This is a genomic window from Microbulbifer sp. ALW1 (assembly GCF_009903625.1).
GTDB lineage: Bacteria > Pseudomonadota > Gammaproteobacteria > Pseudomonadales > Cellvibrionaceae > Microbulbifer.
Genome location: NZ_CP047569.1, coordinates 3,828,442 through 3,853,763, shown reverse-complemented (window position 1 = coordinate 3,853,763; position 25,322 = coordinate 3,828,442). Strand labels below are relative to the sequence as shown.

General features: G+C 56.5%; 23 protein-coding genes. 19 read left to right on the top strand and 4 right to left on the bottom strand.

Features of this window, described 5'->3' with window-relative positions:
- Positions 1-178: 178 nt before the first annotated feature.
- Positions 179-1,339: an LPS export ABC transporter permease LptF gene (gene lptF, locus GRX76_RS15985; RefSeq protein WP_236250415.1), complete on the top strand. Its 1,161-nt coding sequence runs from the start codon at positions 179-181 to the stop codon at positions 1,337-1,339.
- Positions 1,326-2,387, top strand: coding sequence for an LPS export ABC transporter permease LptG (lptG, locus tag GRX76_RS15980; protein WP_160154217.1), 1,062 nt, complete (start codon positions 1,326-1,328; stop codon positions 2,385-2,387). Before lptF ends, lptG begins: the two co-directional genes overlap by 14 nt.
- A gap of 37 nt (positions 2,388-2,424) precedes the next feature.
- On the opposite strand, the gene GRX76_RS15975 is transcribed toward lptG, so the two are convergent.
- Together GRX76_RS15975 and GRX76_RS15970 are read right to left on the bottom strand one after the other, a co-directional pair.
- The gene (locus GRX76_RS15975; protein WP_160154216.1) at positions 2,425-2,931 is read right to left on the bottom strand and encodes an RDD family protein; all 507 of its coding nucleotides are present in this window, start codon (positions 2,929-2,931) and stop codon (positions 2,425-2,427) included.
- Between the two features lie 142 nt (positions 2,932-3,073).
- Positions 3,074-3,607, bottom strand: coding sequence for a hypothetical protein (locus tag GRX76_RS15970; protein WP_236250414.1), 534 nt, complete (start codon positions 3,605-3,607; stop codon positions 3,074-3,076).
- A gap of 517 nt (positions 3,608-4,124) precedes the next feature.
- Here GRX76_RS15970 and GRX76_RS15965 point away from each other — a divergent pair.
- The 5 genes from GRX76_RS15965 (at position 4,125) to GRX76_RS15945 (ending at position 10,470) form a co-directional block, all read left to right on the top strand.
- Positions 4,125-6,869, top strand: coding sequence for a family 20 glycosylhydrolase (locus GRX76_RS15965; RefSeq protein ID WP_160154215.1), 2,745 nt, complete (start codon positions 4,125-4,127; stop codon positions 6,867-6,869).
- Between the two features lie 208 nt (positions 6,870-7,077).
- Positions 7,078-8,706, top strand: coding sequence for a GMC family oxidoreductase (locus GRX76_RS15960; RefSeq protein ID WP_160154214.1), 1,629 nt, complete (start codon positions 7,078-7,080; stop codon positions 8,704-8,706).
- The gene (rlmA, locus tag GRX76_RS15955; RefSeq protein WP_160154213.1) at positions 8,703-9,515 is read left to right on the top strand and encodes a 23S rRNA (guanine(745)-N(1))-methyltransferase; all 813 of its coding nucleotides are present in this window, start codon (positions 8,703-8,705) and stop codon (positions 9,513-9,515) included. Before GRX76_RS15960 ends, rlmA begins: the two co-directional genes overlap by 4 nt.
- A gap of 81 nt (positions 9,516-9,596) precedes the next feature.
- A complete protein-coding gene (tadA, locus tag GRX76_RS15950; RefSeq protein WP_160154212.1) occupies positions 9,597-10,031 on the top strand; it encodes a tRNA adenosine(34) deaminase TadA in 435 nt (144 codons plus the stop codon).
- A gap of 1 nt (position 10,032) precedes the next feature.
- Positions 10,033-10,470 carry a potassium channel family protein gene (locus GRX76_RS15945; protein WP_160154211.1) on the top strand — a complete coding sequence of 146 codons (438 nt, stop codon included), beginning with the start codon at positions 10,033-10,035 and terminating at the stop codon, positions 10,468-10,470.
- Between the two features lie 43 nt (positions 10,471-10,513).
- Here GRX76_RS15945 and GRX76_RS15940 read toward each other — a convergent pair whose 3' ends face one another.
- Positions 10,514-11,128 carry an NADPH-dependent FMN reductase gene (locus tag GRX76_RS15940; protein WP_160154210.1) on the bottom strand — a complete coding sequence of 205 codons (615 nt, stop codon included), beginning with the start codon at positions 11,126-11,128 and terminating at the stop codon, positions 10,514-10,516.
- Between the two features lie 230 nt (positions 11,129-11,358).
- Here GRX76_RS15940 and GRX76_RS15935 point away from each other — a divergent pair, with 230 nt between their 5' ends.
- From GRX76_RS15935 to GRX76_RS15880, 12 genes are all read left to right on the top strand, one after another.
- On the top strand, positions 11,359-12,261 hold the full coding sequence (locus GRX76_RS15935) for a LysR family transcriptional regulator (RefSeq protein ID WP_160154209.1): 903 nt from the start codon (positions 11,359-11,361) through the stop codon (positions 12,259-12,261).
- A gap of 67 nt (positions 12,262-12,328) precedes the next feature.
- Positions 12,329-13,726, top strand: coding sequence for a hypothetical protein (locus GRX76_RS15930; RefSeq protein WP_236250412.1), 1,398 nt, complete (start codon positions 12,329-12,331; stop codon positions 13,724-13,726).
- A gap of 23 nt (positions 13,727-13,749) precedes the next feature.
- The gene (locus tag GRX76_RS15925) at positions 13,750-13,899 is read left to right on the top strand and encodes a hypothetical protein (RefSeq protein WP_160154208.1); all 150 of its coding nucleotides are present in this window, start codon (positions 13,750-13,752) and stop codon (positions 13,897-13,899) included.
- Entirely contained in the window at positions 13,896-14,378 is a 483-nt protein-coding gene (locus GRX76_RS15920) for a S9 family peptidase (RefSeq protein ID WP_160154207.1), read from the top strand. The genes GRX76_RS15925 and GRX76_RS15920 overlap by 4 nt, the downstream gene beginning before the upstream one ends.
- The gene (locus GRX76_RS15915; RefSeq protein ID WP_160154206.1) at positions 14,375-14,755 is read left to right on the top strand and encodes an MmcQ/YjbR family DNA-binding protein; all 381 of its coding nucleotides are present in this window, start codon (positions 14,375-14,377) and stop codon (positions 14,753-14,755) included. The genes GRX76_RS15920 and GRX76_RS15915 overlap by 4 nt, the downstream gene beginning before the upstream one ends.
- A gap of 350 nt (positions 14,756-15,105) precedes the next feature.
- The gene (gene phnD, locus GRX76_RS15910; RefSeq protein ID WP_201276844.1) at positions 15,106-15,951 is read left to right on the top strand and encodes a phosphonate ABC transporter substrate-binding protein; all 846 of its coding nucleotides are present in this window, start codon (positions 15,106-15,108) and stop codon (positions 15,949-15,951) included.
- A gap of 67 nt (positions 15,952-16,018) precedes the next feature.
- A complete protein-coding gene (phnC, locus tag GRX76_RS15905; protein WP_160154205.1) occupies positions 16,019-16,837 on the top strand; it encodes a phosphonate ABC transporter ATP-binding protein in 819 nt (272 codons plus the stop codon).
- Between the two features lie 7 nt (positions 16,838-16,844).
- Positions 16,845-17,651: a phosphonate ABC transporter, permease protein PhnE gene (gene phnE, locus GRX76_RS15900; protein WP_160154204.1), complete on the top strand. Its 807-nt coding sequence runs from the start codon at positions 16,845-16,847 to the stop codon at positions 17,649-17,651.
- 108 nt (positions 17,652-17,759) lie between these two features.
- Positions 17,760-18,890, top strand: coding sequence for a phosphonoacetaldehyde reductase (locus GRX76_RS15895; protein WP_160154203.1), 1,131 nt, complete (start codon positions 17,760-17,762; stop codon positions 18,888-18,890).
- On the top strand, positions 18,878-19,687 hold the full coding sequence (phnX, locus tag GRX76_RS15890) for a phosphonoacetaldehyde hydrolase (RefSeq protein ID WP_160154202.1): 810 nt from the start codon (positions 18,878-18,880) through the stop codon (positions 19,685-19,687). Before GRX76_RS15895 ends, phnX begins: the two co-directional genes overlap by 13 nt.
- 170 nt (positions 19,688-19,857) lie before the next feature.
- Positions 19,858-21,315, top strand: coding sequence for a PAN domain-containing protein (locus GRX76_RS15885; protein ID WP_160154201.1), 1,458 nt, complete (start codon positions 19,858-19,860; stop codon positions 21,313-21,315).
- Between the two features lie 214 nt (positions 21,316-21,529).
- The gene (locus GRX76_RS15880; protein WP_160154200.1) at positions 21,530-22,426 is read left to right on the top strand and encodes a LysR family transcriptional regulator; all 897 of its coding nucleotides are present in this window, start codon (positions 21,530-21,532) and stop codon (positions 22,424-22,426) included.
- Between the two features lie 74 nt (positions 22,427-22,500).
- On the opposite strand, the gene GRX76_RS15875 is transcribed toward GRX76_RS15880, so the two are convergent.
- Positions 22,501-25,086 carry a TonB-dependent receptor gene (locus tag GRX76_RS15875; RefSeq protein ID WP_160154199.1) on the bottom strand — a complete coding sequence of 862 codons (2,586 nt, stop codon included), beginning with the start codon at positions 25,084-25,086 and terminating at the stop codon, positions 22,501-22,503.
- Positions 25,087-25,322: the final 236 nt, after the last annotated feature.

Sequence of the window (25,322 nt, the reverse complement as noted above, 5' to 3'; positions counted from 1 at the left end):
ATTACAGGCCGAGACATCGCTGGGCTTTTTGGTGATAATGCGCCGCACAAGTTTAACCCGAGAAGGATCGGATTGCTTGATTGGGTGTCTTATCCTGACACCGCCCGATGGCAATATTCGGGATCTCAATTTTCATCCGCCATTTCTACCTATAGCAATCTGGGAAGCTGGCCGTTCTGTGATTATTTTCCGCTACCTCTGCCGCGAACTGCTGGGAGCAACCCTGGCTGTCAGTGCTGTGCTGTTGCTAATGGTGATGAGTGGCCGCTTTGTGAAGTATCTTGCCGAGGCAGCGGCGGGCGACCTCTCGGCAAGCATCCTGTTTGCGCTGATGGGTTACCGCTTGCCGGGGTTCCTCGAGCTGGTGATTCCCCTTGGTTTTTTTGTGGGTGTTTTGCTGGCCTACGGGCGCCTGTACATCGAAAGTGAAATGACGGTGTTGCACGCCTGTGGTTTCAGTGAGCGTCAGCTGTTGCGCTATACCCTGATGCCGGCGTTACTGGTCGCTGCGTTTGTCGCGGCGATGAGCCTGTACCTGACCCCCACCGGTATCGAGCGCACCTCCCACCTGCTGACCGCAGACAAGACCCGTAACGAGTTCGATCACCTGGTGCCGAAGAAATTTGTGTCTACCGAGGGCGACCGGGCGGTGTATTACGCAGACGGGCTAAGCGGCGACAAGTCCACGATGCACAATGTTTTTCTGGCGGAGCTGGGGAATTCCCGCGGCGAGACGGAAACAGACCACCAGATTGTTACTGTAGCTAGGGAAGGGGTGCAGCAGATCGACCCGGAAACGGGCCTGCGGTACCTGGTATTGCGCGACGGTTATCGCTACGAAGGTGTTCCCGGGCAGAGCGACTACCGGCAGATGGCCTTTTCCAGTTACGAGGTACTGCTTGAAGTGCCACGCTTGCGCATCAAGGCCAGTGAGCGGCTGCAGTCCATGTCCACCGCAGACCTGTGGAAGAGCGAAGACCCGCGCGAGCGGGTGAACCTGCATTGGCGCCTTTCTCTGCCAGTGCTGGTCCTCATCGTCGCGATTCTGGCGGTGCCCCTCAGTCGCACCAATCCTCGCCAGGGGCGCTACGCCAAGATGATTCCCGCAGTGCTGCTGTACATCGTTTACCTGGTGGCATTGCAAGGGGTGCGCGGCGCTATTGAAGACGGCAAAATCGAACAGGCCTGGGCTATTTGGCTGGTGCACCCGCCGTTCCTGATTCTGGGACTGCTGTTATTGGGCGGCCGTGACAGAAAGCCGCGCAAGCGGACTAAGACGCCAACTTCCGGTCGTGGAGATGGTCGTGGAAATGGAGGTGCGGCCGATGTCACTGCTTGATCGGTATATTGCGCGCACCGTCACTCTTGCGATCCTCGCCGTGCTACTGGTGATCCTGGGGCTGGACATCATCTTCGCTGTTGTCGATGAACTCGGCGATTTGGGGGGCGATTACAAGCTCTCCAATTTGCTCGAATACGTGATGTGGACCTTGCCTGACCGGGTATACAGCCAGCTGGGCTTTTCGGCGCTGGTGGGGTGCATGGTCGGACTGGGCACCCTGGCGGGTACCAGTGAGCTGACGGTTATGCGTGCGTCCGGGATCTCCATTGCGCGCATTGCCTGGGCGGTGATGAAGCCGGTGTTAGCGCTGATTGTTGTGGGAATGCTGTTGGCGGAGCTGGTGATACCTGTGACAAACCAGACCGCCGAGAGCCGCAAGGCAATTGCGCAGGGCGAGCTGGAAAACTCAGGGCTGGAGCAGGGGCTCTGGTTTTTTGAGGACGGAGAGTTTGTGCACTTCAATGCCGCACTGCCCGGCGGTACTCTGTTTGGGATAACCCGGTATCGATTTGATGAGAACCGCCAGCTACAGCAGGTGGAGTTCTCCGAACGCGCGCACTTCAGTGACGGTCGGTGGGAGTTACAGAACAGCCGCCAGACTCGGTTAACCCCGGAGCGGGCGAGTAGCAGCCAAGCCGAGCGCTCACAGTGGAACTCCGATATGTCGCCGGACCTGTTCTCTCTGGTGGTGCCTGTGCCATCCGACCTGTCGCCGCGTAACCTCTGGTCTTATGGCCGCTTCCTCGACCGCAAAGGCGAAGATTCGGCCCGTTACTGGCTGGCGTTCTGGAAGAAGGTATTGCAGCCGTTGACCATTGCCGGTCTTGTGATGATGGCGCTGTCGTTTATTTTCGGCCCCCTCCGCGAGGTGACGACCGGATTGCGGGTGTTTACTGGGGTGATCGTGGGGATCGTATTCCAGACGCTGCAGGATATGCTCGGGCCGTCTTCCGTGGTGTTCGGTTTCCCGCCGTTTGTTGCGGTAATCGTGCCTATCCTTGCCAGCTTCCTGCTGGGCTGGTTGCTGTTGAAGCGGGCGCGTTAAGCGCCGCCCGCTTCAAATTCCCCTGTAATTGTCGCCTTCAGAGCTTTTTAGCTTTCTTTTTCTTCGGCAGCTGCCTTACTTCCGAGTCTGAAGCGAGATCGTGCCAGCTGGCGCGGTCGGCGCGGAAATACCCCCAAAAGAACCCCAGCCCCAGGCAACCCAATGACACCGGGCCCACCAGGGCGCGTATAAAACACTGGTACCAGCTCAATTGCACACCGTTTCGGTTTGCCACCATCAGGCGCCAGGCGCGCATACCAATGGTCTGCCCGGCAACCCGCCAGGACCAGAAAAAATAGCCAGCGGTGACCAGCAGAAGCCCCAGCTGATACAGGGGGCCGCCAACACAGGGGGTGTAGTCGATATACTCGGGTTGGCATTGCAGGCCGCCAAAGGTGGAGACCAGCAACATGGCGAGAAAGCCATACACCATCCAGAGCCCGGCAATGATCAGCGCGTCATAGATGAGAGACAGTAACCGTGGCAAGACGCCGGCGTAGGGGAGATGATCGAACTGCTTGGGGGTGTTAACTATGTCGGACACGGGAATCTCCGCCGTTGAAAATGGCGGAGATTCTAGCAAATCTGGGGAGGGGGCTGCGCGACTATGGCTTGCAGAGGTTTGCAGAGGTTTGCAGACTGCTGCGAAAAGTACGGCGAAAAGAGATTACCGCGCGCCCAGGGGCTCAGAATTCGTATTCGAAGGAGATCTTGAACTTGTCGTCCGACAGGCGGACATCGTAGTCCAGAGCGCTGCTAAAGCTCCCCTGGCTGTTGGTGTAACGCAGCAGGGGGTGCTGTTTGCTGCGCTTGTGTTGCGCCATGTAGGTTTTGAATCCCATTTTCAGGATTTCATTCACCGCGCGACCGCCGGTCACATTCTCTGAGCTCTCGGGTCTGGTGTGCAGCTCCAGCCACTGGTGGTTCAGCCGGCGCTGGATCATTCCCATCGAGTTGTTGCGCAGGTTTTCTGCAGAGTCGTACAGGGCCTGGTTGTCCATTCCGAAGGCGCTATCGATGAAAAACGCGTTGTCGGCCTGGAGGTTGAGGGCACTGGTGGAATCCGGGATGAAAAGGTCGTCGGCGCATACCAGGGAGGAGAGGGGGAGCAGCAATATGCCAAACACGACCGGTAGCTTACCAGTCAGGCAGTTGCTGAAACGGAACCGAAGACTACAAACTTCCATTTTTCCACCCCGGGGCATTTTTACTTGACTCATGTGGTTACTGAACAACCACTGAATTTATTATGGCTCACCGCGCTTAAAGCGTTATATCTCACAAATCGTGCCATTTATCCAATCCGGGTTGCGAATGCGGGCCATTTGTCAGTCATATCTGTGCGGGGCCCGCCATTGCTGGGTGTTTAGAGTTTTGCCCATTTTCCGGGGCCTGCGGAGAGGTTTCCGCCAATGTTTTTTAAGATCAAAACCCTTAGTTAATCAAATTTCTTATAAAAACTTAGTCTATTGACCTGTAATCCAGATCGGGGAAGTGGGCCGCCAGCCTGTGCGCGGAGGAAATTTTTGATGACTACGGCTTAATTTTTGGTCGCGATTCGCGGTCGGGATACTTGGCGGCCTTCAGGGAAATTCCGGGTATATGGTGACTCCACTGGCTGCATTATTGACAGCGTTGTCTTTTTCGCTATGGTGGTGATCTCCCCGTCGCTGGATACGGGGGTGAAAGCATAAGAAACCAAAACATTCATAAAGCATCCATTAATAGAGAAGATCCATGAAACGGCTTCCCTTCTTTGCCAGCCTGGCACTGTCGGCTTTCATTGCCTCCTGCGCTGATTCCGAGTCCCCAAACAAGACTTCCTCCATCGACGCTCCGGCGGCTGCGCGCATTGCGGCCAATTTCGATGTCACTCAGGAAGTGCTCACCAACTTCCAGGGGGCCGATGAGGCACTGCGTGCCGAGTGCAAGAAGGTGGGTGGCAGCGCTGCAGCCTGTTTTACCTATCGCATCAGCCTGATCAACAAAGGCCCGGCGGTGGCTGCCGGGGAGCGGGACTGGACACTCTATTTCCACTCGGTGCGCCGTTCGCTGGCACTGTTGAACAGTGATGCTTTCACCCTGGAGCGGGTCAATGGCGACCTGCACCGGCTGGTTCCCACCGAGAAGTTTGATGGTATTGCCGCCGGGGAGACTCTGGAGCTGGATTTGCTGGCTGAGAGCTGGGTGCAATTTGAGTCGGACTTCCAGCCGCGCCTGTTTGTCGTTGGCGCCGACGGCGAGGCCCAGGTTATCGCCTCGACGGATACCGACGACCTGAAAGACATGGTGCTGCCGATCAATAAGAACAGCCCGGATAACTGGAAGCGGGCTGCGGATGATGACAACACGCTCGCCACCGCTGCCAGCCGTTACCAGCAGTTTACTGCCGATGCGGAAATACTTGCCGAAACCTCCACCGCGGGAGATTCGGAAGCGTGGCGCGGCCGGATTATTCCCAAGCCGGCGTCGGTTGTTCTCCCGGAGGGAGCTGCAGTGCACCTAGAACACGGCATATCGCTGGTGGCAGAGGGGGTGGATGAGAACACGATCGAAGCACTGAACCAGCGCCTGGCGCAGCTAAAGTTGTTGCCGCAAGGCGACGCGGCCTACCCGTTGCAGCTGGCGGTGGTGCCCGACGCGTTTAAAGACAAACCCGCAGGCGCCTACCGCCTTGAGGTGGGACCGGAGGGTGCCCAAGTTACTGGGGCAGAAGCCAGCGGTGCTTTCTACGGCGTACAGTCACTGCTGGCCCTGGTGGACCTCCGCAGCAACAGCCTGCCACAGGCGTTGGTGGAAGATGCGCCACGTTTCCCCCACCGCGGTTTTTTCCTCGATGTGGGCCGCAACTTCCATAGCAAGAACGTGGTGCTGAAGCTGCTGGATCAGATGGCGGCCTACAAGCTCAACCGGTTCCATTTCCATCTCTCGGACGACGAGGGCTGGCGCCTGGAAATCCCCGGGCTGCCGGAACTGACCGATATCGGCAGCCAGCGCTGCTTCGATCTGGAAGAGAACCGCTGTCTGCTGCCGCAATTGGGCTCTGGCCCCAAGGCGGATAATTTCGGTAGTGGTTACTTCAGCGTCGACGACTATGTGGAAATCCTGCGCTACGCCGCCGCGCGACACATCGAAGTGGTACCGGAATTCGATATGCCCGCCCACGCCCGCTCTGCAGTGGTGGCGATGGAAGCGCGCTATCGCAAGCTGAAGGATTCTGACCCGGCTGCCGCGGAGGCCTATCGCCTGATCGATCCGCAGGACGACACCCAGTATCTGTCGGTACAGTTTTACGACGACAGCTATATCAACCCCTGTGTAGATTCGACCTACCACTTTGTTGGCAAGCTGATCCGCGAAGTAAAAGCCATGCACGACACCGCCGGCCACCCACTGAAAAGCTGGCACTTCGGCGGTGACGAGGCGGTGAACATTCTCGCCTCGGATTCGTTCGAGGTAGGCCCCGGCCAGAATCCGGAAAAAGGGGATGTGGTTGCGGACAAACGCAACAAGCCGTGGAGCAATTCGCCCCAGTGCCAGAAGCTGATTGCCGATGGCGAGGTGAAATCCATTGATGAACTGGGTGAACTCTACGCCAAGCGCGTGAGCCAGATGGTGGCCGATGCCGGTATTCCCACCATGGCGGCCTGGAACGATGGCGTGAAGAAAATTGAAAGCGCCGAGGAAGAGCTGGCCACCGAGCACAACTATGTGAACTCCTGGGCGCCACTGTTCTGGGGTGGTGGTGACGAGAGTGCGCATTTCGCGGAAACCGGGTTTGACCTGGTGCAGTCCCACTCGGACTACCTCTACTTCGACATGCCGCAGGAAGTGGATCCGAAAGAGCGTGGCTATTACTGGGCGTCCCGCTACACCGATACCCGCAAGACGTTCAGCTACGCGCCGTTGAATACCGCGCAGTTGGCTGAGGTTTACCCGAACCGCGATGGCAAAAGCTGGACCGCTACCTCACCGGAGGCTGAGTTCGCCGGCAGTGTGCGCGGTATCCAGGGACAGTTGTGGAGTGAGGTGGTGCGCACCGATGAAGCGGTGGAATATCAGGTGTTCCCGCGCCTGTTGGCATTGGCGGAACGCGCCTGGCATCAGGCCTCCTGGGAGCTGCCGCTCAAAGCGGGGCAGACCTTCTCCGGGGAAACCACCTTCGTCGACCAGCGCGCGCTGGCCCGCGATTGGCAGGACTTCTCCGCTGCGCTGGGCAACAAAGAGTTGCTGAAACTGGATCGCGCTGGCATTGGCTACCGGGTACCGGTGCCAGGTGCGGTAGCGCAAAGTGAAGGTATCCAGACGGCGTTGCCTTACCCTGGGCTGCCGCTGGAATATTTTGATGGCGCGCAGTGGGCACCTTTCACCGACGAAGTTGCGCCGGAGTCTGTTGTGTCACTGCGGGCTCGCAGCGCCGATGGCCAGCGTGCCGGTCGCGCAGTGGAAATCGCGCCGGCCGGAGTATTGGGCGCCAGATAATCGGCTGATGAATGAAGGGGCGGTTACGCCGCCCCTTGTTTGTTTTTCCCCGTCAAATCCCTCTTCTTTCCCATCCTTACCGACTGCATTATTTCTCATTTACCGCTTTCCTCTCCGCCGATCCCATCACTTCAGCGGAATTGCCGCGCCATGCGGGTCTACAATAGCTGGGTCAATCACTAACACATAAATTAAAGAAGTGAAGCGCATGGCTAGAAGCATGGTATTCGACTATGTGATCGTCGGCGGGGGTTCTGCGGGGTGTGTACTCGCCAACCGTCTGAGTGAGGACGAGCAAAACCGGGTTTGCCTTTTGGAATCCGGCCCGTCTGATCACAACCTCCTGATCCAGATGCCTGCGGGTATCGGCTACCTGGTTCCGGGCAAACGCTTCAACCTGCATCACTACACCGAACCGCAAGCCCAGCTGTGCAATCGCCGCCTGTTCTGGCCCCGTGGTCGTGTGCTGGGCGGCAGCAGCGCCATCAATGCCATGATCTACACCCGGGGCAACCCGGGGGATTACGACGCCTGGGAGCAGGCCGGCAATCCCGGTTGGGGTTGGTCGGACATGCTGCCCTATTTCCTGTTAGCGGAGGGAAATCAGCGCGGCAGTGATGCTTATCACAGCGGCTATGGCCCGCTGGCGGTCTCTGATCTCAAGTGGAAATCGACGGCGGGACGGGCCTTTGTGCGCGCGGCCCAGGACGCAGGCCACCGCCTGAACAATGACTTTAACGGCTACCAGCAAAACGGCGTGGGTTTCTATCAGGTGACCCAGAAGCGCGGTCGCCGATGCTCGTCCGCCACCGCTTACCTGTACCCGGTAAAAAACCGCCCCAACCTGAGTATCTACACCCGCTGCCAGGTGGCGGGCCTGGAATTCAAGGGCGACAGGGTGTGCGCGGTAACCCTGTTGAACGGTCGCCGTATTGTGGCCAATAAAGAAGTGATTCTGTGCGCGGGAGCGATTCAATCCCCGCAACTGTTGATGCTTTCCGGGATTGGGCCCGAGAATGAACTGAAAAAGCTGGGTATCCTTCCCCAGTGCCACCTACCAGGGGTCGGGCAGAATCTGCAGGACCATCTGGATATTACTCAGGTGGTGGAGACCAATGGCTGTGTCGGTTTCAATAACGGGTTCTGGCCCAAATTGAAAACCGCCATGCACCTTCCGGAGTACCTGCTGCTCAACCGGGGTATGCTCACCAACAATATTGCCGAGGCCGGAGGCTTTGCCAGCTCGAGTAAGGCCGGGGAACATCCGGATATTCAGTTTCATCTGAGTGCGGCGCCGCTGTTCAGTCACGGGCAGGATAAAAGGCCGGGTAATGGATATTCCCTGCACGCCTGTGCGCTCAGGCCCCTGAGCCGGGGGCATATTCGACTTGCCTCTCGCGACCCCAGCGCAGCGCCGCTGATTCAGCCGAATTACCTGGAGGCAGCAGACGATCTTCAGGTGATGGTGGAAGCCTTCGAAATGGCCCGGGAAATCATTGCGCAGTCAGAGTTGCAAACACTGCACAAGCGCTGGTGGAACCCCGGCGAATGTTTGACACAGCGGGATGCTATCGCCAATTTTATTCGTCAGCAGGCCGAGTCGATCTATCACCCCGTGGGTACCTGCAAAATGGGCGCAGATGAAAACGCGGTTGTCGATCACGAGTTGCGCGTGCGTGGTGTTGATGGACTGAGGGTGGTGGATGCCTCCATAATGCCGACCCTCATCAGTGGCAATACCAATGCGCCGGTTATTGCCATCGCCGAAAAAGCCGCAGAAATGATTTTGAAAAAAACGGCGGCCCACAGACAACAGGAAATCAGCGAAAACGCATGATCTGGCAATGCCCCCATTGCAAACAGTCCCTTGAATTGCACAACAGAAGCTGGCGTTGTGCCAGTGGCCATAGTTTTGACTGTGCAAAAGAAGGCTACGTAAACCTGCTGCCGGTGCAGCAGAAGCGCAGCCGTGAGCCGGGTGATTCCGCGGAAATGCTCAATGCTCGCCGCAACTTTCTGGAGGCGGGACATTACCAGCCACTGGCGGAAGCCATTGGTGCTCTGCTGGCGAACCTGGGAAATAGTCACGCGGTATTGTTGGATGTGGGCTGTGGTGAAGGCTATTACAGTCGCGCTCTTCAAGCCTATGGTTGGCGTCAAGAGCAGATCTGCGGGATCGATATTGCCAAGGCTGGCGTGCGTCTGGCATCAAAAAAGCAGAAAGCTGCACATTTTGCCGTGGCCAGCAGTTACCACCTGCCAGTGGCCGATGGCAGTGTCGATGCCATTTTGCGCGTCTTCGCACCAGGCCCTGTCGAAGAGCTGGTGCGCGTACTGAAACCGGGTGGCGTGTTGCTGGATGTTTCTCCTGGTCCAGAGCACCTCTGGAGCCTGAAAAGCCGACTGTATGAAAGCCCCCAGCTGCACGAGACGCCGGCGCCACTGGCAGGTTTGGATCCGGATGTGGAATTGCGCTGCGGCTTTCCGCTGAAAATCGCCGGGCAGCCGCTGATCAAGGATTTTCTTTCAATGACGCCGTTTGCCTGGAAAGGGCGCAGTGAGGCACGCGAGTCTTTGGAACAGCTGGATCGACTGACACTGGAAGCCGATTTTCTGTTGCGCCGCTTGCGTAAGCCCAGTGAATAATGTGTGCCAAGCGGAACACGGGATCAAAGCAGTAACTTCAATCGAGCAGGAAGGTTAACCTTGGCCACACCACGGGATTTTATGTACATGCAAAGGGCACTGGAGCTGGCGTCGCAGGCCGCTGCGCTGGGAGAAGTGCCGGTAGGTGCTGTGGTGGTGTTGGATGGGGAGATCATTGGTGAGGGTTTCAATCAGCCGATTACGGCGTCCGACCCCAGTGCCCACGCAGAGGTGGTTGCCCTGCGCGCAGCCGCCAGCCATCAGGACAATTACCGCCTGCCCGGTGCCACCCTGTATGTCACCATTGAGCCCTGCACCATGTGTTTCGGAACCCTGATTCACGCGCGTGTTACGCGCCTGGTTTACGGCGCGGCCGAACCCCGCGCGGGGGTAGTAGCGAGTCAGCTGCAGTTGCCCGAGAAAACATTTTTCAACCACCGGGTACAGGTTGAAGGCGGCGTTCTACAGGAACAAGCGGGTACACTGGTCAAGGAATTCTTTCAAAAGCGTCGCTGATATGCTGCTTTCCTTTCTGATAAATGCCGCCCTGGTGTCGTTTGCTGTCGTGATCCATCACGAGGTGCTCAACAGCCTGTTTTTTCTCGGCCACAAACTCAAGCTGCGCCGCAATTTGGGTGTGTTGATTGGTGTTTTCGGTGCATTGGTGGGGCATGTGCTGGAGATCTGGATGTTCGCGGTGGGTTACTACTTTATGTATAACTCGCCATTTTTTGGCACGCTTACCGGCAACTTCAACGGCACGCTGATCGATTGTGTGTACTTCTCCTTCACCACCTATACATCGCTGGGTTTTGGCGATGTAGAGCCTCATGGCGAGCTGCGTTTCACTGCGGGCCTGGAAGCGCTGACCGGACTGGTGTTGATTACCTGGACGGCGTCCTTCCTTTTTTTGAAAATGCAGCGTTACTGGAAGCGCTACGAGGAGCAGAGCTGAAGATCCGCCGCCCCTCCTTGCTGGCGCTTCCTCCGTGGTCCGTTTATGCCTGATTTGTTGGCGTAGGAATCGCTGTAATCGTCTGCTGCACCAGGTCGCGCAATTGCGCGGTCGCCACTTCGTCCACCAGTTTTCCGTGCTCATCAAAGATGTTCATCGAGCTGGGCACTGCCAGCATGGTAGGGCTTATCCAGGTACCCAGTGGCTGCAGAATGTCTCGCAGGTGATTGAGGCCGCGCATGCCGCCAAGGCCACCGGGTGAGGTGGCGAACAGCGCCGCGCGGCGGCCGGCGAAGAGCTCTGCGCGCGCAAACTGCCCATCCGGGCGAGAAACCCAGTCGATCATGTTTTTCAGTGCGGCCGTTACCGAGCCATTGTATTCCGGACTTGCGATCAGCAGGCCATCGGCCGTCGCAAACAGGTCTTTCAATGCCCGTGCATTGTCCGGGATGCCGGCCGCTTCCAGGTCCTCGTCAAACAGAGGCAGGGGATAGTCACGCAGGTTGACTTCAACCACTTCCGCACCCGCTTCACGGGCCAGCTGTGCGGCACTGGCAGCCAGTTTGCGATTGTAGGAGTCTTTGCGCAGGCTACCGGCAAGCGCCAGCAGACGCGGTTTGCGTTGGTCGTTGGTTACGTCGGTGATTGCAGTGCTCATGGGGAACCCTCTTTATCTGGTTCCGGGCCCGTCTGCCAAAGGGCTGGACGCCGGGGATTACTTCAATGGCAGGGATTCTGGCCGATTCGCGGAAGAACATAAATGCACTCTACGCAATGCTGCTGTGCGTATTTGCACAGAAGGTGTGATTCGTCTAGCCTGCTTGAGATCAGTGGGGAGCCCGAATAGCGACCACAGAACGGAAACCAGGCACCATCCGAGGATTTGGCGTGGCGGTTAAAGACTGGAACAACCTGCACTATGCGCTGGCGGTGGCCCGGGCGGGTACCCTGTCGGGAGCGGCGTTGGAGCTGGAGGTATCGCACACCACGGTGTTAAGGCGCATCGACGCTCTGGAAAAGGCGCTGAAAACCCGCCTTTTCCACCGTCATGCCCGCGGTTACATTCCCACGGAAGCCGGCCGCATGCTGATGAGTGCCGCGGAAAACATGCAGGATCAGCTGGATCAATTGGTCGGCCGGGTACAGGGGGTAGATGAGGAGCTCCGCGGAACTCTCATCGTTACCACGGTCAATAACCTTATTCCGCAGCTGATGCCAATCGTGCGCGGATTTCAGCAGCGCTATCCACAGGTGCGTCTGCAGATAGTGGCTGATCGGCGCCACCTGCGCTTGGAGCACGGTGAGGCGCATATTGGCATTCGCCCTGGCGCCCGCCCCACGGCACCAGATTATGTGGTGCAGTTGGGCGCCAGCCTGCAGCATAGTCTCTACGGGTCGAAAGACTATGTGCGGGAATGTGGGTCGCTGGAAAGCCTCGAAAACATCGAGGGGCACCGGTTTGTCAGTGCCATCGAAGAAATGGCCTTTGTGCCATTTATCGATTGGATAGCGCGCAGTGTGCCCGACGAACAGGTGGTGTTCCGCTGCAATGAGTTCGGGCCCTTTGAAGATGCGGCTTTGCAAGGTGTGGGGCTGGCGCCCTTGCATTGCTGGGGTGCCGCCAGTAATCCAGGGTTGCGCCAGATGCTGCGGCCACCGGAGTCCTGGCGGATAGACCTGTGGCTGATTACGCACCGGGATATGCACCGGACACGCAAGGTGCAGCTGTTTTTGCAGTGGATCAAGCAGGAACTGTCGAAGCTGCCTCCGGAAATTGCGCTGGTGCCCTGAGCCCTGGGTTTTCAGGCGCTAGACTCGCTACACAAATAGTCAACTCAATATCAGGATAAGGCTTACCGTGATTCAATCATTTTCTCGTCAAACGCTACCTCTGTTACTGCTCTTGTTGCTGTGCTCTCTCCTCGCCCTTACCGCCTGCGACAACCGGCAGTCCCCGGCGGAAAAGCGTGATACGGCGGCATCGACGAAGCCCACGGCGAATGACCAGCAAGCAGCGCCCGCGGAGGGCCTGGATAGCCTGGATATGGATCAGCTGGCGCAGGACTATGTGCGGCTGGTGCTGACCTTGGGCAATCACGACAGAAGTTACGTGGATGCCTACTATGGGCCGGCCGAGTGGAAGGATGCAGCAATGCAGGATCCTGCGACGGCGGCAGAATTGGCCAGCCGCGCGGAACAGTTACTGGCGCGTCTGCCGCAACAGGTAAAGCCGGCATCGGATCTGGATACCCTGCGTGCCCACTACCTAAAAACCCAGTTGCGGGCGGTGGTTTACCATGCACACCACCTCGCTGATGCCAGCTTCCGTGACTTTGACCGCGAGGCACTGGCGCTATACGACACGGCACCACCGATACAAGAGTACAGTGAATTTGAGCCGGTGCTGGCAGAGTTGGAACAGCTGTTGCCAGGGGAGGAACCACTGTACCTGCGGGTGAAAGCCTTTCAGGACCAGTTCGAAATTCCCGCCGATAAAATGGCCGCGGTGTTTGACGCCGCCATCAAAGGTTGCCGGGAAAGAACCAAAGCCCATGTGCAGCTGCCCGCCAATGAAAACTTCGTGCTGGAGTATGTGCAGGACAAACCCTGGAGCGGTTACAACTGGTATCAGGGTAATGCCCAGAGCCTGATCCAGATCAACACCGAGCTCCCCATTCATATTGACCGCGCGATTGATCTCGGCTGCCACGAAGGTTACCCGGGGCATCACACCTACAACGCGTTGCTGGAGCAAACCCTGGTGAAAGACCAGGGGTGGGTGGAATACAGTGTTTACCCATTGTTCAGTCCACAGTCGCTGATCGCCGAGGGCAGTGCAAACTACGGTATTGATCTCGCCTTCCCGGGAGAAAAGCGACTGGCATTTGAAAAAGAAGTGCTCTATCCACTGGCGGGGCTGGATCCCCAGCAGGCAGAAAAGTATGACCAGGTTCTGGCACTGAAAGGCAAGCTCAGTTTTGCCGAAAATGTGGTCGCCCGCCAGTATATCAATGGCGACATTGACCGCGAAAAAGCCGTAGAACACTTTCAGCAATACGCTGTGATGAGCCCCGAAAAGGCCCGGCAGCGGGTGCGCTTTGTGGATACCTACGGTGCCTATGTGATCAATTACAACTGGGGCAAGCAGTTGGTAAAAGAGTACGTGGAGCAGGGCGAGGATTCAGAGCAAGCGCACTGGCAACGCTTTTCCAAACTGCTGTCTTCACCGCGTCTGCCGTCTTCACTGAACTGGTAATCTTTGGCGTGCGGGACAAAGCCATGTGTCCGACAAAGTCTTTCGTGGTGCTACTGGCAATGCTGCCAGCCTTGATGACACCCGGCGTGAATTGGGCCGAGGAAACCGGTGACGAGTCCTCGCCGCGGATCAAGAACGCGGATAGCTGCTGGAGCGACGACTACGCCAGTTGATCGACCTGATCCCGAATATTCAGGGCGCCGATGCGGAAAGAACTGGCATGTGGGGACACAGTCGCGGTGGAATTCAGACCTTCATGACCGCGCGAACCGGGGTGCCCGCCAGGGCACTGGTCGTGGCTGCGGGCGTCTCGGACCTGGCCGCAGGATTGGAAGAGCGCCCGGACATGGAAAAAGTATTCCGCAACAGAATACCCGGGTACGACGACGATAAATCGACGGCACTGCAGCGTCGCTCGGTACTCTACTGGGCGGATTCACTGAACCGGGAGGTCCCGATCCTGCTGATACACGGCAGTGCAGATGATCGGGTTTCCATTGAACAGTCCCGCAAGCTGGATCAGCGCCTGGAAACCCTGGGATTCAAACACCGCCTGGTGGAGTTCGAGGGCGACGGCCATAGCTTCAACAAAAATCGCCAGGCCTATATCCAGGCAGTGGCAGACTGGTTTCATCAACATTTAGCCCCATGAACTATTCCAGCGCGCGCAGCTATTTGCTTACTCGTCCCGAAACCGTTGAGGACTTTCCCTTCGGCCCCGATGTGGCGGTGTTCAAAATCAAGGGAAAAATGTTCGCTACCCTGGCAACTCAGGATGGTTTGGCTCGCACCAACCTGAAGTGTGACCCGGATGAAGCCCAGGCCCTGCGGGATATATTTTCCGGGGTTTTACCCGGTTACCACATGAACAAGAAACACTGGAACACGGTGTTACTGGACGGCAGTGTGCCGGATCATGAAATCGAGCGGATGATGGACCGGTCTTACGGCCTGGTCGTCAAAGGCCTGCGCAAGTCAGAGCGCGCGGCACTGGAACTCGCCTATGGACCGGACCAGGTTTACCGATAGTAACCGCTCGCTGGCGATCCTTCGGCTTGCCTTATTCGGTCTGCTCACTCCTGTTTTTCTTCGCTGACCCCCTCATCTCATAGTGTCCATTTCTGGGCGCGACTTGCTGCTCTGTGTCTCGTGTGCATTCTCACTGCCTGGACACCGGCTTGTGACCCATCTTTCTCTATCGGTCTCTGTTTAAAAGATGACTTTAGGATGAACGCTTCCCTGCAATTAATTCAATTTATATGAACTAAGTGGGTTGGGAGTTAAACCAGTTTTCACAATTGTGTCATTGGTGTGACGTGATAATGACAGCACAGCAAAGGGTAGCGTCGTTTACTAGATCCGGGTTCAGGAGGTATTTAATGAATATAAGACACTCAACGGGGCTAATGCTTGGCACCATCGCCATGGTATTGGCGACGCTGGTACAAGCTTCTGAACCCCTGCGTATTGCACTGATCCCGGCTGAGGATTCACGGGCAATGATTCGACAGTCCAGGCAGCTGATGACCGCTCTGGAGCAGAAGCTCGGTGTTGAGGTAGAGGGCTTCGTTGCGACGGACTATAACGGCGTGATCGAGTCGCTCAGGGCCGGGCATGTGGACGTGGCCTATCTGGGACCCTTCTCCTATGTAAAGGCGGCCCAGGTTGCCAATGTCGAAGCATTCGCCGTCGCGGAGACAAAAGACAAGGGCGGAGTGGCTTACCACAGTCAGATAGTGGTGCGTGCCGACTCGGATATTCAAAGTGTTGAGCAGCTGCGAGGACGTGATTTTGCCTTCGTCGGCCCGACCTCTACATCCGGTTATGTATTTCCCATGGTGGGCCTCAAGAAGGCCGGCCTCAATCCCCGCAACGACTTCCGCAACGTGATCTATACCGGTGCCCACGATGCCAATTTGCTGGCGGTGAAACATGGCCGTGTAGATGCCGCGACGGTGGCCGACCGGATTCTCAGTGCCGCTGTCGAGAAGGGCCAGATAGACAAGGCTGACCTGCGCGTGATCTGGCGTTCCGGCGCAATTCCAGAGTCCCCCATGGTGTGGCGTAAGGACCTGCCGGAAACAACGAAACAACAGCTCCGTGACGCCTTCCTGAGTATCCGCGATGTGCAGTTTGGGGACCAGGGACAGGTGAGTGAATACCGCGCGACGGATGACAGTGCTTACGACATTGTGCGCGAAGCCGCGCGCCTGGCCCGGAAATAGACCGCCTCGAACCTAAGGCGACCCCAATATACGGCCGCGACAAACACTATTTGAAGAGCGCAGCAAAATGATTGAAGTACGCAATTTATACAAATCGTTCAACGATACCGACTATGTGCTCGAAGACATCAGCTTTAAGGTGGACGCCGGAGAATTTGTGGTAATTCTCGGGCAATCCGGTGCGGGTAAATCGACCCTGTTGCGATGCCTGAATCACCTGACCCCCGCTTCATCCGGGGAAATGATCATCAATGGCCTGCAGTGTGATTACGGTAAAAAGTCCCACCGCCGTGTCTTGCGCAAGCGCGTTGCCATGGTGTTTCAGCACCACAATCTCATCCGCCGGCTCAGTGTTGTCAAGAATGTATTGGTTGGGCGCATGTCGCGGCTACCGTTCTGGTCGTGCTTTTTCCAACTGTTCCCCAGACACGATGTTAATATTGCGCTGTCGGCGATTGAGCAGGTAGGACTTACCGACAAGGCGTGGACCCGGACTGACAACCTGAGTGGCGGACAGCAGCAACGGGTGGGTATCGCCCGTGCCCTGGCGCAAAAACCAGAGTTGATGCTGGCGGATGAACCGGTGGCCAGTCTGGATCCAAAAACCTCCAGGGAAGCACTCAATTATCTGCGGGATGCCTGCCGCAAGAACAATATCGCCGTGCTGTGTAACCTTCACCAGATCGATTACGCGATGGAATTCGCTACGCGCATCATCGGTCTTGCCGGTGGCAAGATCGTGTTTGATGGACCGCCAGAGCAGGTGACGCCCGAGGTCATTGAAGCGATCTATCCGGGAATCAAAGACGACAATATTTCCAAGCTTGTGGTGCGGATGTCCGACGAAATTCGCAAGCAAAAAACGCAAATTGCGCAAGCGGTGTGAGGCCAGTATGTCAGTTTCTTCTTATACCTTTGTTGCCAGCCGCCCGCAAAATGCGCTGGGCTGGTGGGTCTTGCTGCCGGTCGCAGTTGTTTCAACACTCATTCTGATCTGGCTGATCAATGGCACCGGCACGAGTTTTAGCAAACTGGTAGATGGTCTGCCCTGGATTGCAGATTTCCTGTCGCGGATGTTGCCGCCAAATATTTCCTATATCACCGACAATCTGATCGGCCCTGCACTGCAGACTGTACAGATTGCGCTGCTGGGAACCCTGTTCGCGATACTGCTGGCGATTCCGCTGAGCTTCTTTGCCGCGCGCAACCTTTCTCCAAACGCGGCGATATATCACTTGTCGCGACAGGTATTGAATATCGGTCGCGGTATTAATGAAATTATTCTTGCGCTGATTTTCGTCGCCGCGGTGGGGCTGGGGCCCTTTGCCGGAGTGCTAGCCCTGGCGCTGCACGGCGCGGGCATGCTGGGAAAATTTTTCGCCGAGGCCATTGAGGAGATCGATCGCGGCCCGGTAGAAGCAATGGAATCCGCCGGCTGCAGTGTGCCGCATATTATCCTGTTCGCGATTATTTCCCAGGTTCTGCCGGCGTGGCTGGGTGTCATCCTGTACCGCCTCGAAGCGAATATCCGGGTATCCACGATTCTGGGCATGGTCGGTGCTGGAGGCATTGGCTTTGAACTGATGACCACCATGAAACTGTTCGAATATGAAAATACCGCGGCCTGCGTGCTGGTGATTCTCGGCCTGGTGTTCGCCGCAGACCTGATCTCCGCACGGTTGCGCAAACTGGTTCGCTAACCGGACTACATACCACCGCAAACACGTTACCTATTCCCAGACTGTTGCGTTTGCCGCAGCAGAAGGGACGCTTGTACCCGAATTTTGAGTTGAACCCTGGAATTGATTATGTGGTTATACAGGAATCCGGTAGAAATCATCGCCGGTGAGGACGCACTAAACTCGTTAGCAAGGTTGGTTGCAAACCGCCGCTATGCCGTGCTCACTTATGATGCGCCGATATTCGGGCAGTACCTGGAGCGGGTAGCGGCGGCGGTGGGATACGGCCCGGTAGCGGTAGTGACTAATATCGATGAAAACCCGGATATTACAGGCCTGCAATGTTTGATCGACAAGATAAGCGGCCTCGTAGAGCGTCCGGAACTGCTGGTTGCCCTGGGTGGTGGTTCTGTAATCGACACCTGCAAGGTAATTAGCGGTTGTGTAGGGCAGGGGGTCCCGCTGCGCAATCTGCTTGCCAGCAAGGACGCCATCGAAAACCCGATTGACTATGTGAGCATCCCTACTACCGCAGGGACCGGCAGTGAGGTGACCTGCTGGGCAACCGTTTGGGATCCGGACAATGGGGTTAAGCACTCGCTGTCGGATCCGGCATTATATGGTCGGGCGGCTTTGCTGGATCCTACCTTGACGCTCTCCCTGCCCGAGTCGATTACCGTCAGTACTGCACTCGATGCGCTGTCACATGCGCTGGAAAGCCTTTGGAATGTCAATCGCAACCCGGTAAGCAGTTTGTTTGCGATCCGCGCGGCACAGCTCGTTCTTGTCGCACTGCCGGAAGCCATAGAGTCACCGTCGAACTACCAGGCCAGGGAGGCATTACTGCAGGCTTCACTGTTTGCAGGCATGGCGTTCTCCAATACCAAAACCTCCATTGCCCACAACATCTCTTACGCAGTGACCTTGGAGAAGGGCTTACCACATGGAGTCGCCTGCAGTTTCACGCTGCCGATGATCATTCGTGCGATTGAGCCCGGCACAACCCTGGCGGGTGATATCGAGATGATATTTGACTGTGACTACCTGCAGGCGGCGGACCGGCTGGAGGATTTCTTCCGCGACGTCGGTGTGGAAACGAATCCGGCCGCCTACGGATACGATGTGTTCCAGTGGACAGAACTGGTGGCCAAGGCATCGTCCGGCGATCGCGGGCGGAATTTCAATGGCGACATTTTCAAACTAACGTCCCTGTTCCGGGAAGACTTTATGCAACGAGGAGATGCACTATGCCAGCCGTAGAAGGTGTGGTCTTTGACTGGGCCGGTACCACCGTCGATTTCGGTTCCTTTGCACCTACCACCATTTTTGTGGAGGCGTTTAAGGCCGCTTTTGATTTTGAACTGTCACTGGAAGAGGCACGTGGTCCCATGGGACTGGGCAAGTGGGACCATATCCGTACCCTCGGGAATGATTCCACCATCAATGGCCGCTGGCAGGCACAGTTTGGACGCGCCATGAGCGATGCGGATGTTGATGCTATCTACGATACCTTTATGCCTTTGCAGATCAAAAAAGTGGTTGATCATGCCGAGCTGATTCCCGGCACTGCAGATACCATTGCCTTTCTGCGGGATTCCCAGATCAAGATCGGTTCCTGTTCCGGCTACCCACGCCCGGTTATGGAAGTCCTGTGTGCAAAAGCCGCCGAAAACGGTTACAGCCCGGATTGTGTTGTGGCCTCCGATGACCTGTCCGCGGGTGCCCGCCCCGGACCCTGGATGGCATTGCAGAATGTGATTGAATTGGGCATCAAAAATGTTGCGCACTGTATCAAGGTGGATGATTCTGCCCCGGGTATTGAAGAAGGGCGCAATGCCGGTATGTGGACCGTGGCACTGACCCTTTCCGGTAATGAATCCGGGCTGACTCTGGAGCAGTTTCTGGTTGCAAGCGAGTCTGAAAAACGTATTGCGCGGGAGCGGGCTCTGTCGCGGCTAGAAGGCGCAAAGCCTCACTATGTTATTGATACCATTGCCGACTTCCCGGGAGTTGTTGATGATATTAATCGTCGCCTCAATGCCGGGGAGCGGCCATAAGGAATGATGATTATCGGGCGGCTCCCGGTTAGCCTTTGCCTAGTTGTGTTTTGATTTAACTGTATTTGGATTCTCTCTCCTGTCAATTGACTGGTCTTAAATCGTTGCCTCGACGTTGTCGAGGCTTTTTTTAACACCAAATTTAATGACCTGTCTGCTGAGGAGAATTCATGAACAGATACCGTACCCTGAACCGATACTCTGCCCTGAACCGAAACTGTGCCCTGATCGGTACTTTTTTGGCCGCGACATCATTTGCGGTCAACGGCGCCGATATTGACCGATTCGCTCAAACCGTAAATGCGGCAATTTCCGGCTATAACAATGTGCACTTAAGCGGTGTAACACCGGAAAATTGTGCCGTAGAGTGCCTGGCACTGAATGACTGGTGTGTGTCTTTTGACTACTACAAAAATAGTAGTGCCTGCGATTTGAGTGACAGGCGTGCCGCTGATGTGGGTGGCCTGAAGACCGATTATTCGGGTAACCCCTACGATCACTACAGCCTGCGTGAGCCGGCTTTGCCGCAATTTACCGTAACCGAAAACGCCGCTATTTCCGGCTATAACACCGAACAGCTGAGCGGTGTGACGCCCGAGGATTGTGCCACAGCCTGTACCGAATCTTCGCGTTCTGCCTGGTGCCTCTCTTTCGATTATCACAAAAGCAATAGTAAGTGCGACCTGAGTGACAAGTCTGCCGATCTGGTGGGCGGCCTGAAAACCGACTACGCGGGCAACCCCTATGATCACTATGCGCGTAACCAGCCTACCGGTGTGCCGAATCCGATTCCGGGGAATCGACATGTGCTGTTGATCGGTATCGATGGTTTGCGCGGTGACAGTATTCAGTGTGCCGGCTGTGCGTCTACACCGGCCATGGATGCGCTCATTGGCTCTGGTGCTTTTCACAGCAACGTGGTCGCCGGGGGTATCCAGTCCACCTACAGCGGGCCCGGCTGGTCTTCGGTATTTACCGGCTACTGGGCTGATGAGCACGGGGTCACCTCCAATAGCAGCGGCCTTGCGCTGCAGAAACCCCATGTATTCGACCTGATCAAGCAGGCGTATCCCACGGCGGAAACCGCGGTGGTGGCAGATTGGTACAACCTGACACACAATCTGCTGCCGGGCGATGTCAATTATGTTGTGGCCAATAGCAGCAAGAACTCACAGCAGGCGACGGATACGGTTAAGGGTTGGCTGAATATGCCCAACCCTCCGGTAGCCATTTTCTACTACCTGCACAATGTGGACATCCACACCCAGAGCTATGATCCGCTGCACCCGACCTATCAGCAGAAACTCAGTGCGGAAGACGCTCAGATCCAACAAGTCCTGGACGCGCTGGTTCAGCGACCGAACTATCAGAATGAAGAGTGGCTGATTGTGGTGACCTCTGACCACGGCGGCCTCAATTCCGGTCACGGAGGTCAGAGTACTTCTGAACGTAATACCTTCGTTATCCTGAATAACAACTACCTGAATCCCTCCAAGGCGAGCTACTGTGCGGGCAACCTGAATAGTTTGAGTCTGACCCAGGTCGATGGCACTACTCCGCATATTCTCGATTTCCTGGGTTTGACGAATACCACGGCGGGGACCAAGCATCCCGCGTGTGGAAACTGATCCCTCCTGAACAGATTGTGTTCGGCTGAGATTGACCTGACAAAGTCGCCGGGTCACTCGAAGTTTGTAAGTCGTAATGACGGGGCTGCTGCTGGAGTTAGCCCCGTATTTTTATTGTTCCATGTCATTTTTGTGACATTTTTGTTGGGTATGTTGGGGCTATGTGCCCGCTCTGCCAAGTCCATTACCGATAGCCAAAATGCAGTGAAACCCTATGCCTGGAAGTAAAATCAGCCTGTCCCAGATGGAGGCCTTCTGTGCCCTGGCGAAATACCGCAGCTTCAAGGAGGCTGCCCACAAGATGGATATCTCCCAGCCGTCGCTGGTGAACAAGATTTCCCTGTTGGAGGAGTACTACAATGCAAAGCTATTTGTACGTCGCCGGGAAAATAATCGCCTGACGAACCTGGGTCTGTCATTGCTACCGCTGTTCAAGTCAGCACTCAATTCCGTGCGGGAAGCGGAATACCTGATGATGTGCCATTCGCAAATGCAGGCGGGTGAAATCCATATCGCTGCGGTGAGTCCCTACAAGGTCTCGCGTATTATCAAGGCATTCAATCATCGTCACCCGAATATCAAGCTCAAGGTATCGTTTGCATCGTCGAAGAAGATTCAGCAGTTACTCGAGCTGGGGGAAGTGGATGCGGCTTTTTTTGTGCCCGAGGGGCGCAGAACCGGCCAGCAGTCCTTTCGCTGCTACGAGTATAGCCTGATCGCCATTCTACCTGGTGATCACCCACTGGTTGCAAAGCCCGTATTATCGATCCGCGACTTTTTCCATCAGAACTTCATCATCCGCGAAGACGGTTCCCTGACGCGTTCCATGTTCGAGGCGGCATTGGAACAAGCTGGAATCTCGGTAAATGTGTTGTACGAGCTGGGAAGCCGCGAGGCGATTCGCGAGGCCGTAGGGCAGGGGTTGGGTATTTCTGTGGTGGCCGAGGATGAACATGTGGATCACCCCAATATTGTCACCCGCCGGATAGAGTGCGACGCACTGAAAACTTCCAGCAGCCTGGTGGTCCTGAACGAGCGGGTATCGACACCTCTGACCAAGGCCCTGATTGATGTGGTGACGTCGCTGGAGCTTACGGCCGAAGTAGCCTAACGCGTTTGGTTTTTTTCAGCGAAAAAAGAAGCGGGCCGAATGGCCCGCTTATTCGTTTCTGAGCGTCAATCCGATCAGAAATTGTAGTTGAATCCCAGCATGCCTTTAGCGCCGTAGAATTCGTACTGCAAGGGGCGCTGGTCACTGCCCAGGTAGTAGTACAGCGGCTCATCGGTCAGGTTGTTGAGTTCCAGGTAGACCATGGCGCTGTCATTAATGGTATAGGACGCCGTCATATCCAGGCTGGTGTACTCGCCGTAGTAAGTATCGGAGTCCTTGGAGTCGCCGTGCTCCTCGATGTAGGCGCCTTTGTGGTTTACGGCCAGGCGCGCGGCGAATACCGAGTCGTCGTAGTAAACCCCGAAGTTGTACAGGGAATCTGCCTGACGGGGGATGCTTACGGAATCTTCACGACCCGGAATATTCATTTCGGAATCCATGAACGTGGCATTAGCCTGGATGCCGAAGTTCTGCAACTGCGGGTTAATGAAATCGAGGGAACGGTTGAGGGCCAGCTCAAGGCCCATCAGGGATGCGTTGTCGCCGTTGTCCGGACGGATCTTGGTAACCCCGTCAACGCCCTTGTAATCACCGATTTCGACACTCTGGAAAATCGGGTCGACGATATCCTTGTAGAAGAAGCCAGCTGAAACCAGACCGAGACGCTCGAAGTAATACTCCATCATCAGGTCGAGGTTGTTTGAGTAAGTGGGATCCACTTCCGGGTTGCCGGAGGTGAGTTCGAAGTCCGCCTCGCGGTACAGGGATCCCGGTGTCAGATAGCCGAAGTCCGGGCGGGCGAAGGTGCGGCTCACTGCCAGGCGGTAATTCAGGTTGTCGGTGGCCGCGTAGGTCAGGTGTACCGATGGCAGCACCGAGAGATAGCTCTTGTCCTGGGTCACCAATTCAGCGGAACCATTGCCCTCGGCATCTACCTCGTAGGCCCAGCCTTCCACTTCGGTGTCGGTGCGGGTCAGGCGCAGGCCGCCGACGATGGTCCACTGCTCGTCCGGTGTGTAAGTGGCCATTCCATACGCGGAGGTGTGCTTCTCAAACACGTTGAAGTGACGGCCACCGGCACCGCCGTTTTCGATCAGCGCGGAGGCATTGGTATCGAGATTAAAGTTGTCACGGTTGTTGTTCCAGAAATCCTTAATCGCGCCGACGGAAGCAACTTTGGTGAACTGGTCAGCGAGGGCCACACTCAACTGGTCGAGGTAATCAGTACGTCCGGGCTGGTCGCTCAGGGCGAAATCGCCGAGTACCGGCACCGGGCCGTTGGCGGTGTCCCACTTGTAGAATTCATCGGAATAGGTGGAGATGCGTTCCTTGTCACGGTACTTGCCACCGAACTTCAACGTCAGGCTGCCATTCATATCGTGCGTCAGGTCAGCACTGAGAACGATGTTGTCCTTTTCATTGATGTAACCCTTGTAGAGCTGGATTTCGGCGAGCGCCATCTGGCTCGGGTCCATCTCAAAGTCTTCCGGCAAATGGTTGCTGAAGGCATCCCAGGGGTCACGGCCGCCGTCGACGATGTTGTAGGCCAGGTTGCCGGCGCCACGGTCTTCGAGGCCGACAAAGCCGACATTGGTCTGGTCGAAGCGGGCAACAAAGTAGGCATTGTCTTCGGTGTTGGGATGGTTGTCATAGCGGAATTCGTTGTCGTAGTGCGCGGCCTTCCACTCCAGATTGGTTACGTCGCTGAGGGCGTGCTCACCACCGAATTCCAGCCCCTTCATCTCGGTAATCATTTCGTTATAGATGTGCTGGACTTCGATGCGGTCCTTATCGAAACGCAGACGGTGTTTGTAGTGGGTTTCGTCGTCCTGCAGGGTGCCGTAAAGCGCGGTGGCATAAACGCGGCCGTCTTCCAGCAGGTACTCGCTGCCCAGGTTCAAGCCGTAGGTGTCGCGAGTGCCGGTGTAATCGCGCAGTTCCAGGCGGCGCACACCGATTCCGTCGCTGCCGCGGCGAGGCTCGTAGTTGTCGGTGGCCCATTCGCGGTTCCATGCAGTGGCGTTCACGATGTAACCGAAGCGGCCATCTTCCGAGCGGTCACCGTAGGTCAGGTTGGTGGAGTAGTCGGACCCCTCGGCACGCTCGTGGGTGCCACCTGCAACGTTGAAGGCCAGGGTAAACTCGTCAGGTGCAGTACGGGTTACGAAGTTGACGTTACCGCCGATGGCGTCGCCATCCATATCCGGGGTAATGGCCTTGCTCACTTCCACGCGCTCGATCATTTCGGAAGGCAGGAAGTCGAAAGCAGTACCGCGGTGGCTGGTTTCCTGTTCGGCGGTAGGCAGGCGGTTGCCATTGACGGTGGAACTGCTCCACTGGGAGGGCAGGCCGCGTACTGCGACAAAGCGGCCTTCGCCCATGTCGCGCTCGATGGATACACCGGGAATACGCTGTACCGCTTCGGCGGCGTTGCGGTCTGGCAGTTTGCCGATGCCGTCGGCGGAGATCACGTTGATGATACGGTCGGAATTTCTCTGGGCTTCGCTCGCGGCCATTTCGCCACGCACGATATGGCCGACAACGACCACTTCTTCCTGCAAGCTCGTTTCTGGAGATGTATTACCGTTGGCGGTCTGCGCCAGGGCACAGGGCGCAGCCAGCAGCGCGATGGCGGCGGCCAGTGGATTCAACTTGGTCATGGTTCCCCCAATAGAAGGTGTAATGGTTGGTCAGAAGTACTTATCGGGATGGCCATTACGCCAGCGGAATATGACAGTGGGAGCACACCTGATTTAGCTTTCTAAAACTACGTATTGGTGTTTGGGAATCATGACTAATTAGAGTGAGTGGTTCCTCGCCTTGACCAGATGGCTTGTAAACGGCGAGATCGGGCTGAAAATTGAACGGATGGCCTGTGCACGCGGCGCCAGCAAGT

Bases quoted from the DNA above. Each gene is read 5' to 3' on its own strand.
- phnE (WP_160154204.1), top strand. From the start codon at position 16,845: ATGTCAGTTTCTTCTTATACCTTTGTTGCCAGCCGCCCGCAAAATGCG.
- GRX76_RS15965 (WP_160154215.1), top strand. From the start codon at position 4,125: ATGAAACGGCTTCCCTTCTTTGCCAGCCTGGCACTGTCGGCTTTCATT.
- phnX (WP_160154202.1), top strand. From the start codon at position 18,878: ATGCCAGCCGTAGAAGGTGTGGTCTTTGACTGGGCCGGTACCACCGTC.
- rlmA (WP_160154213.1), top strand. From the start codon at position 8,703: ATGATCTGGCAATGCCCCCATTGCAAACAGTCCCTTGAATTGCACAAC.
- GRX76_RS15880 (WP_160154200.1), top strand. From the start codon at position 21,530: ATGCCTGGAAGTAAAATCAGCCTGTCCCAGATGGAGGCCTTCTGTGCC.
- GRX76_RS15915 (WP_160154206.1), top strand. From the start codon at position 14,375: ATGAACTATTCCAGCGCGCGCAGCTATTTGCTTACTCGTCCCGAAACC.
- GRX76_RS15940 (WP_160154210.1), bottom strand. From the start codon at position 11,128: ATGAGCACTGCAATCACCGACGTAACCAACGACCAACGCAAACCGCGT.
- lptG (WP_160154217.1), top strand. From the start codon at position 1,326: ATGTCACTGCTTGATCGGTATATTGCGCGCACCGTCACTCTTGCGATC.
- phnD (WP_201276844.1), top strand. From the start codon at position 15,106: ATGAATATAAGACACTCAACGGGGCTAATGCTTGGCACCATCGCCATG.
- tadA (WP_160154212.1), top strand. From the start codon at position 9,597: ATGTACATGCAAAGGGCACTGGAGCTGGCGTCGCAGGCCGCTGCGCTG.
- GRX76_RS15960 (WP_160154214.1), top strand. From the start codon at position 7,078: ATGGCTAGAAGCATGGTATTCGACTATGTGATCGTCGGCGGGGGTTCT.
- GRX76_RS15925 (WP_160154208.1), top strand. From the start codon at position 13,750: ATGTGTCCGACAAAGTCTTTCGTGGTGCTACTGGCAATGCTGCCAGCC.
- GRX76_RS15970 (WP_236250414.1), bottom strand. From the start codon at position 3,607: ATGAGTCAAGTAAAAATGCCCCGGGGTGGAAAAATGGAAGTTTGTAGT.
- GRX76_RS15885 (WP_160154201.1), top strand. From the start codon at position 19,858: ATGAACAGATACCGTACCCTGAACCGATACTCTGCCCTGAACCGAAAC.
- phnC (WP_160154205.1), top strand. From the start codon at position 16,019: ATGATTGAAGTACGCAATTTATACAAATCGTTCAACGATACCGACTAT.
- GRX76_RS15895 (WP_160154203.1), top strand. From the start codon at position 17,760: ATGTGGTTATACAGGAATCCGGTAGAAATCATCGCCGGTGAGGACGCA.
- GRX76_RS15945 (WP_160154211.1), top strand. From the start codon at position 10,033: ATGCTGCTTTCCTTTCTGATAAATGCCGCCCTGGTGTCGTTTGCTGTC.
- GRX76_RS15875 (WP_160154199.1), bottom strand. From the start codon at position 25,086: ATGACCAAGTTGAATCCACTGGCCGCCGCCATCGCGCTGCTGGCTGCG.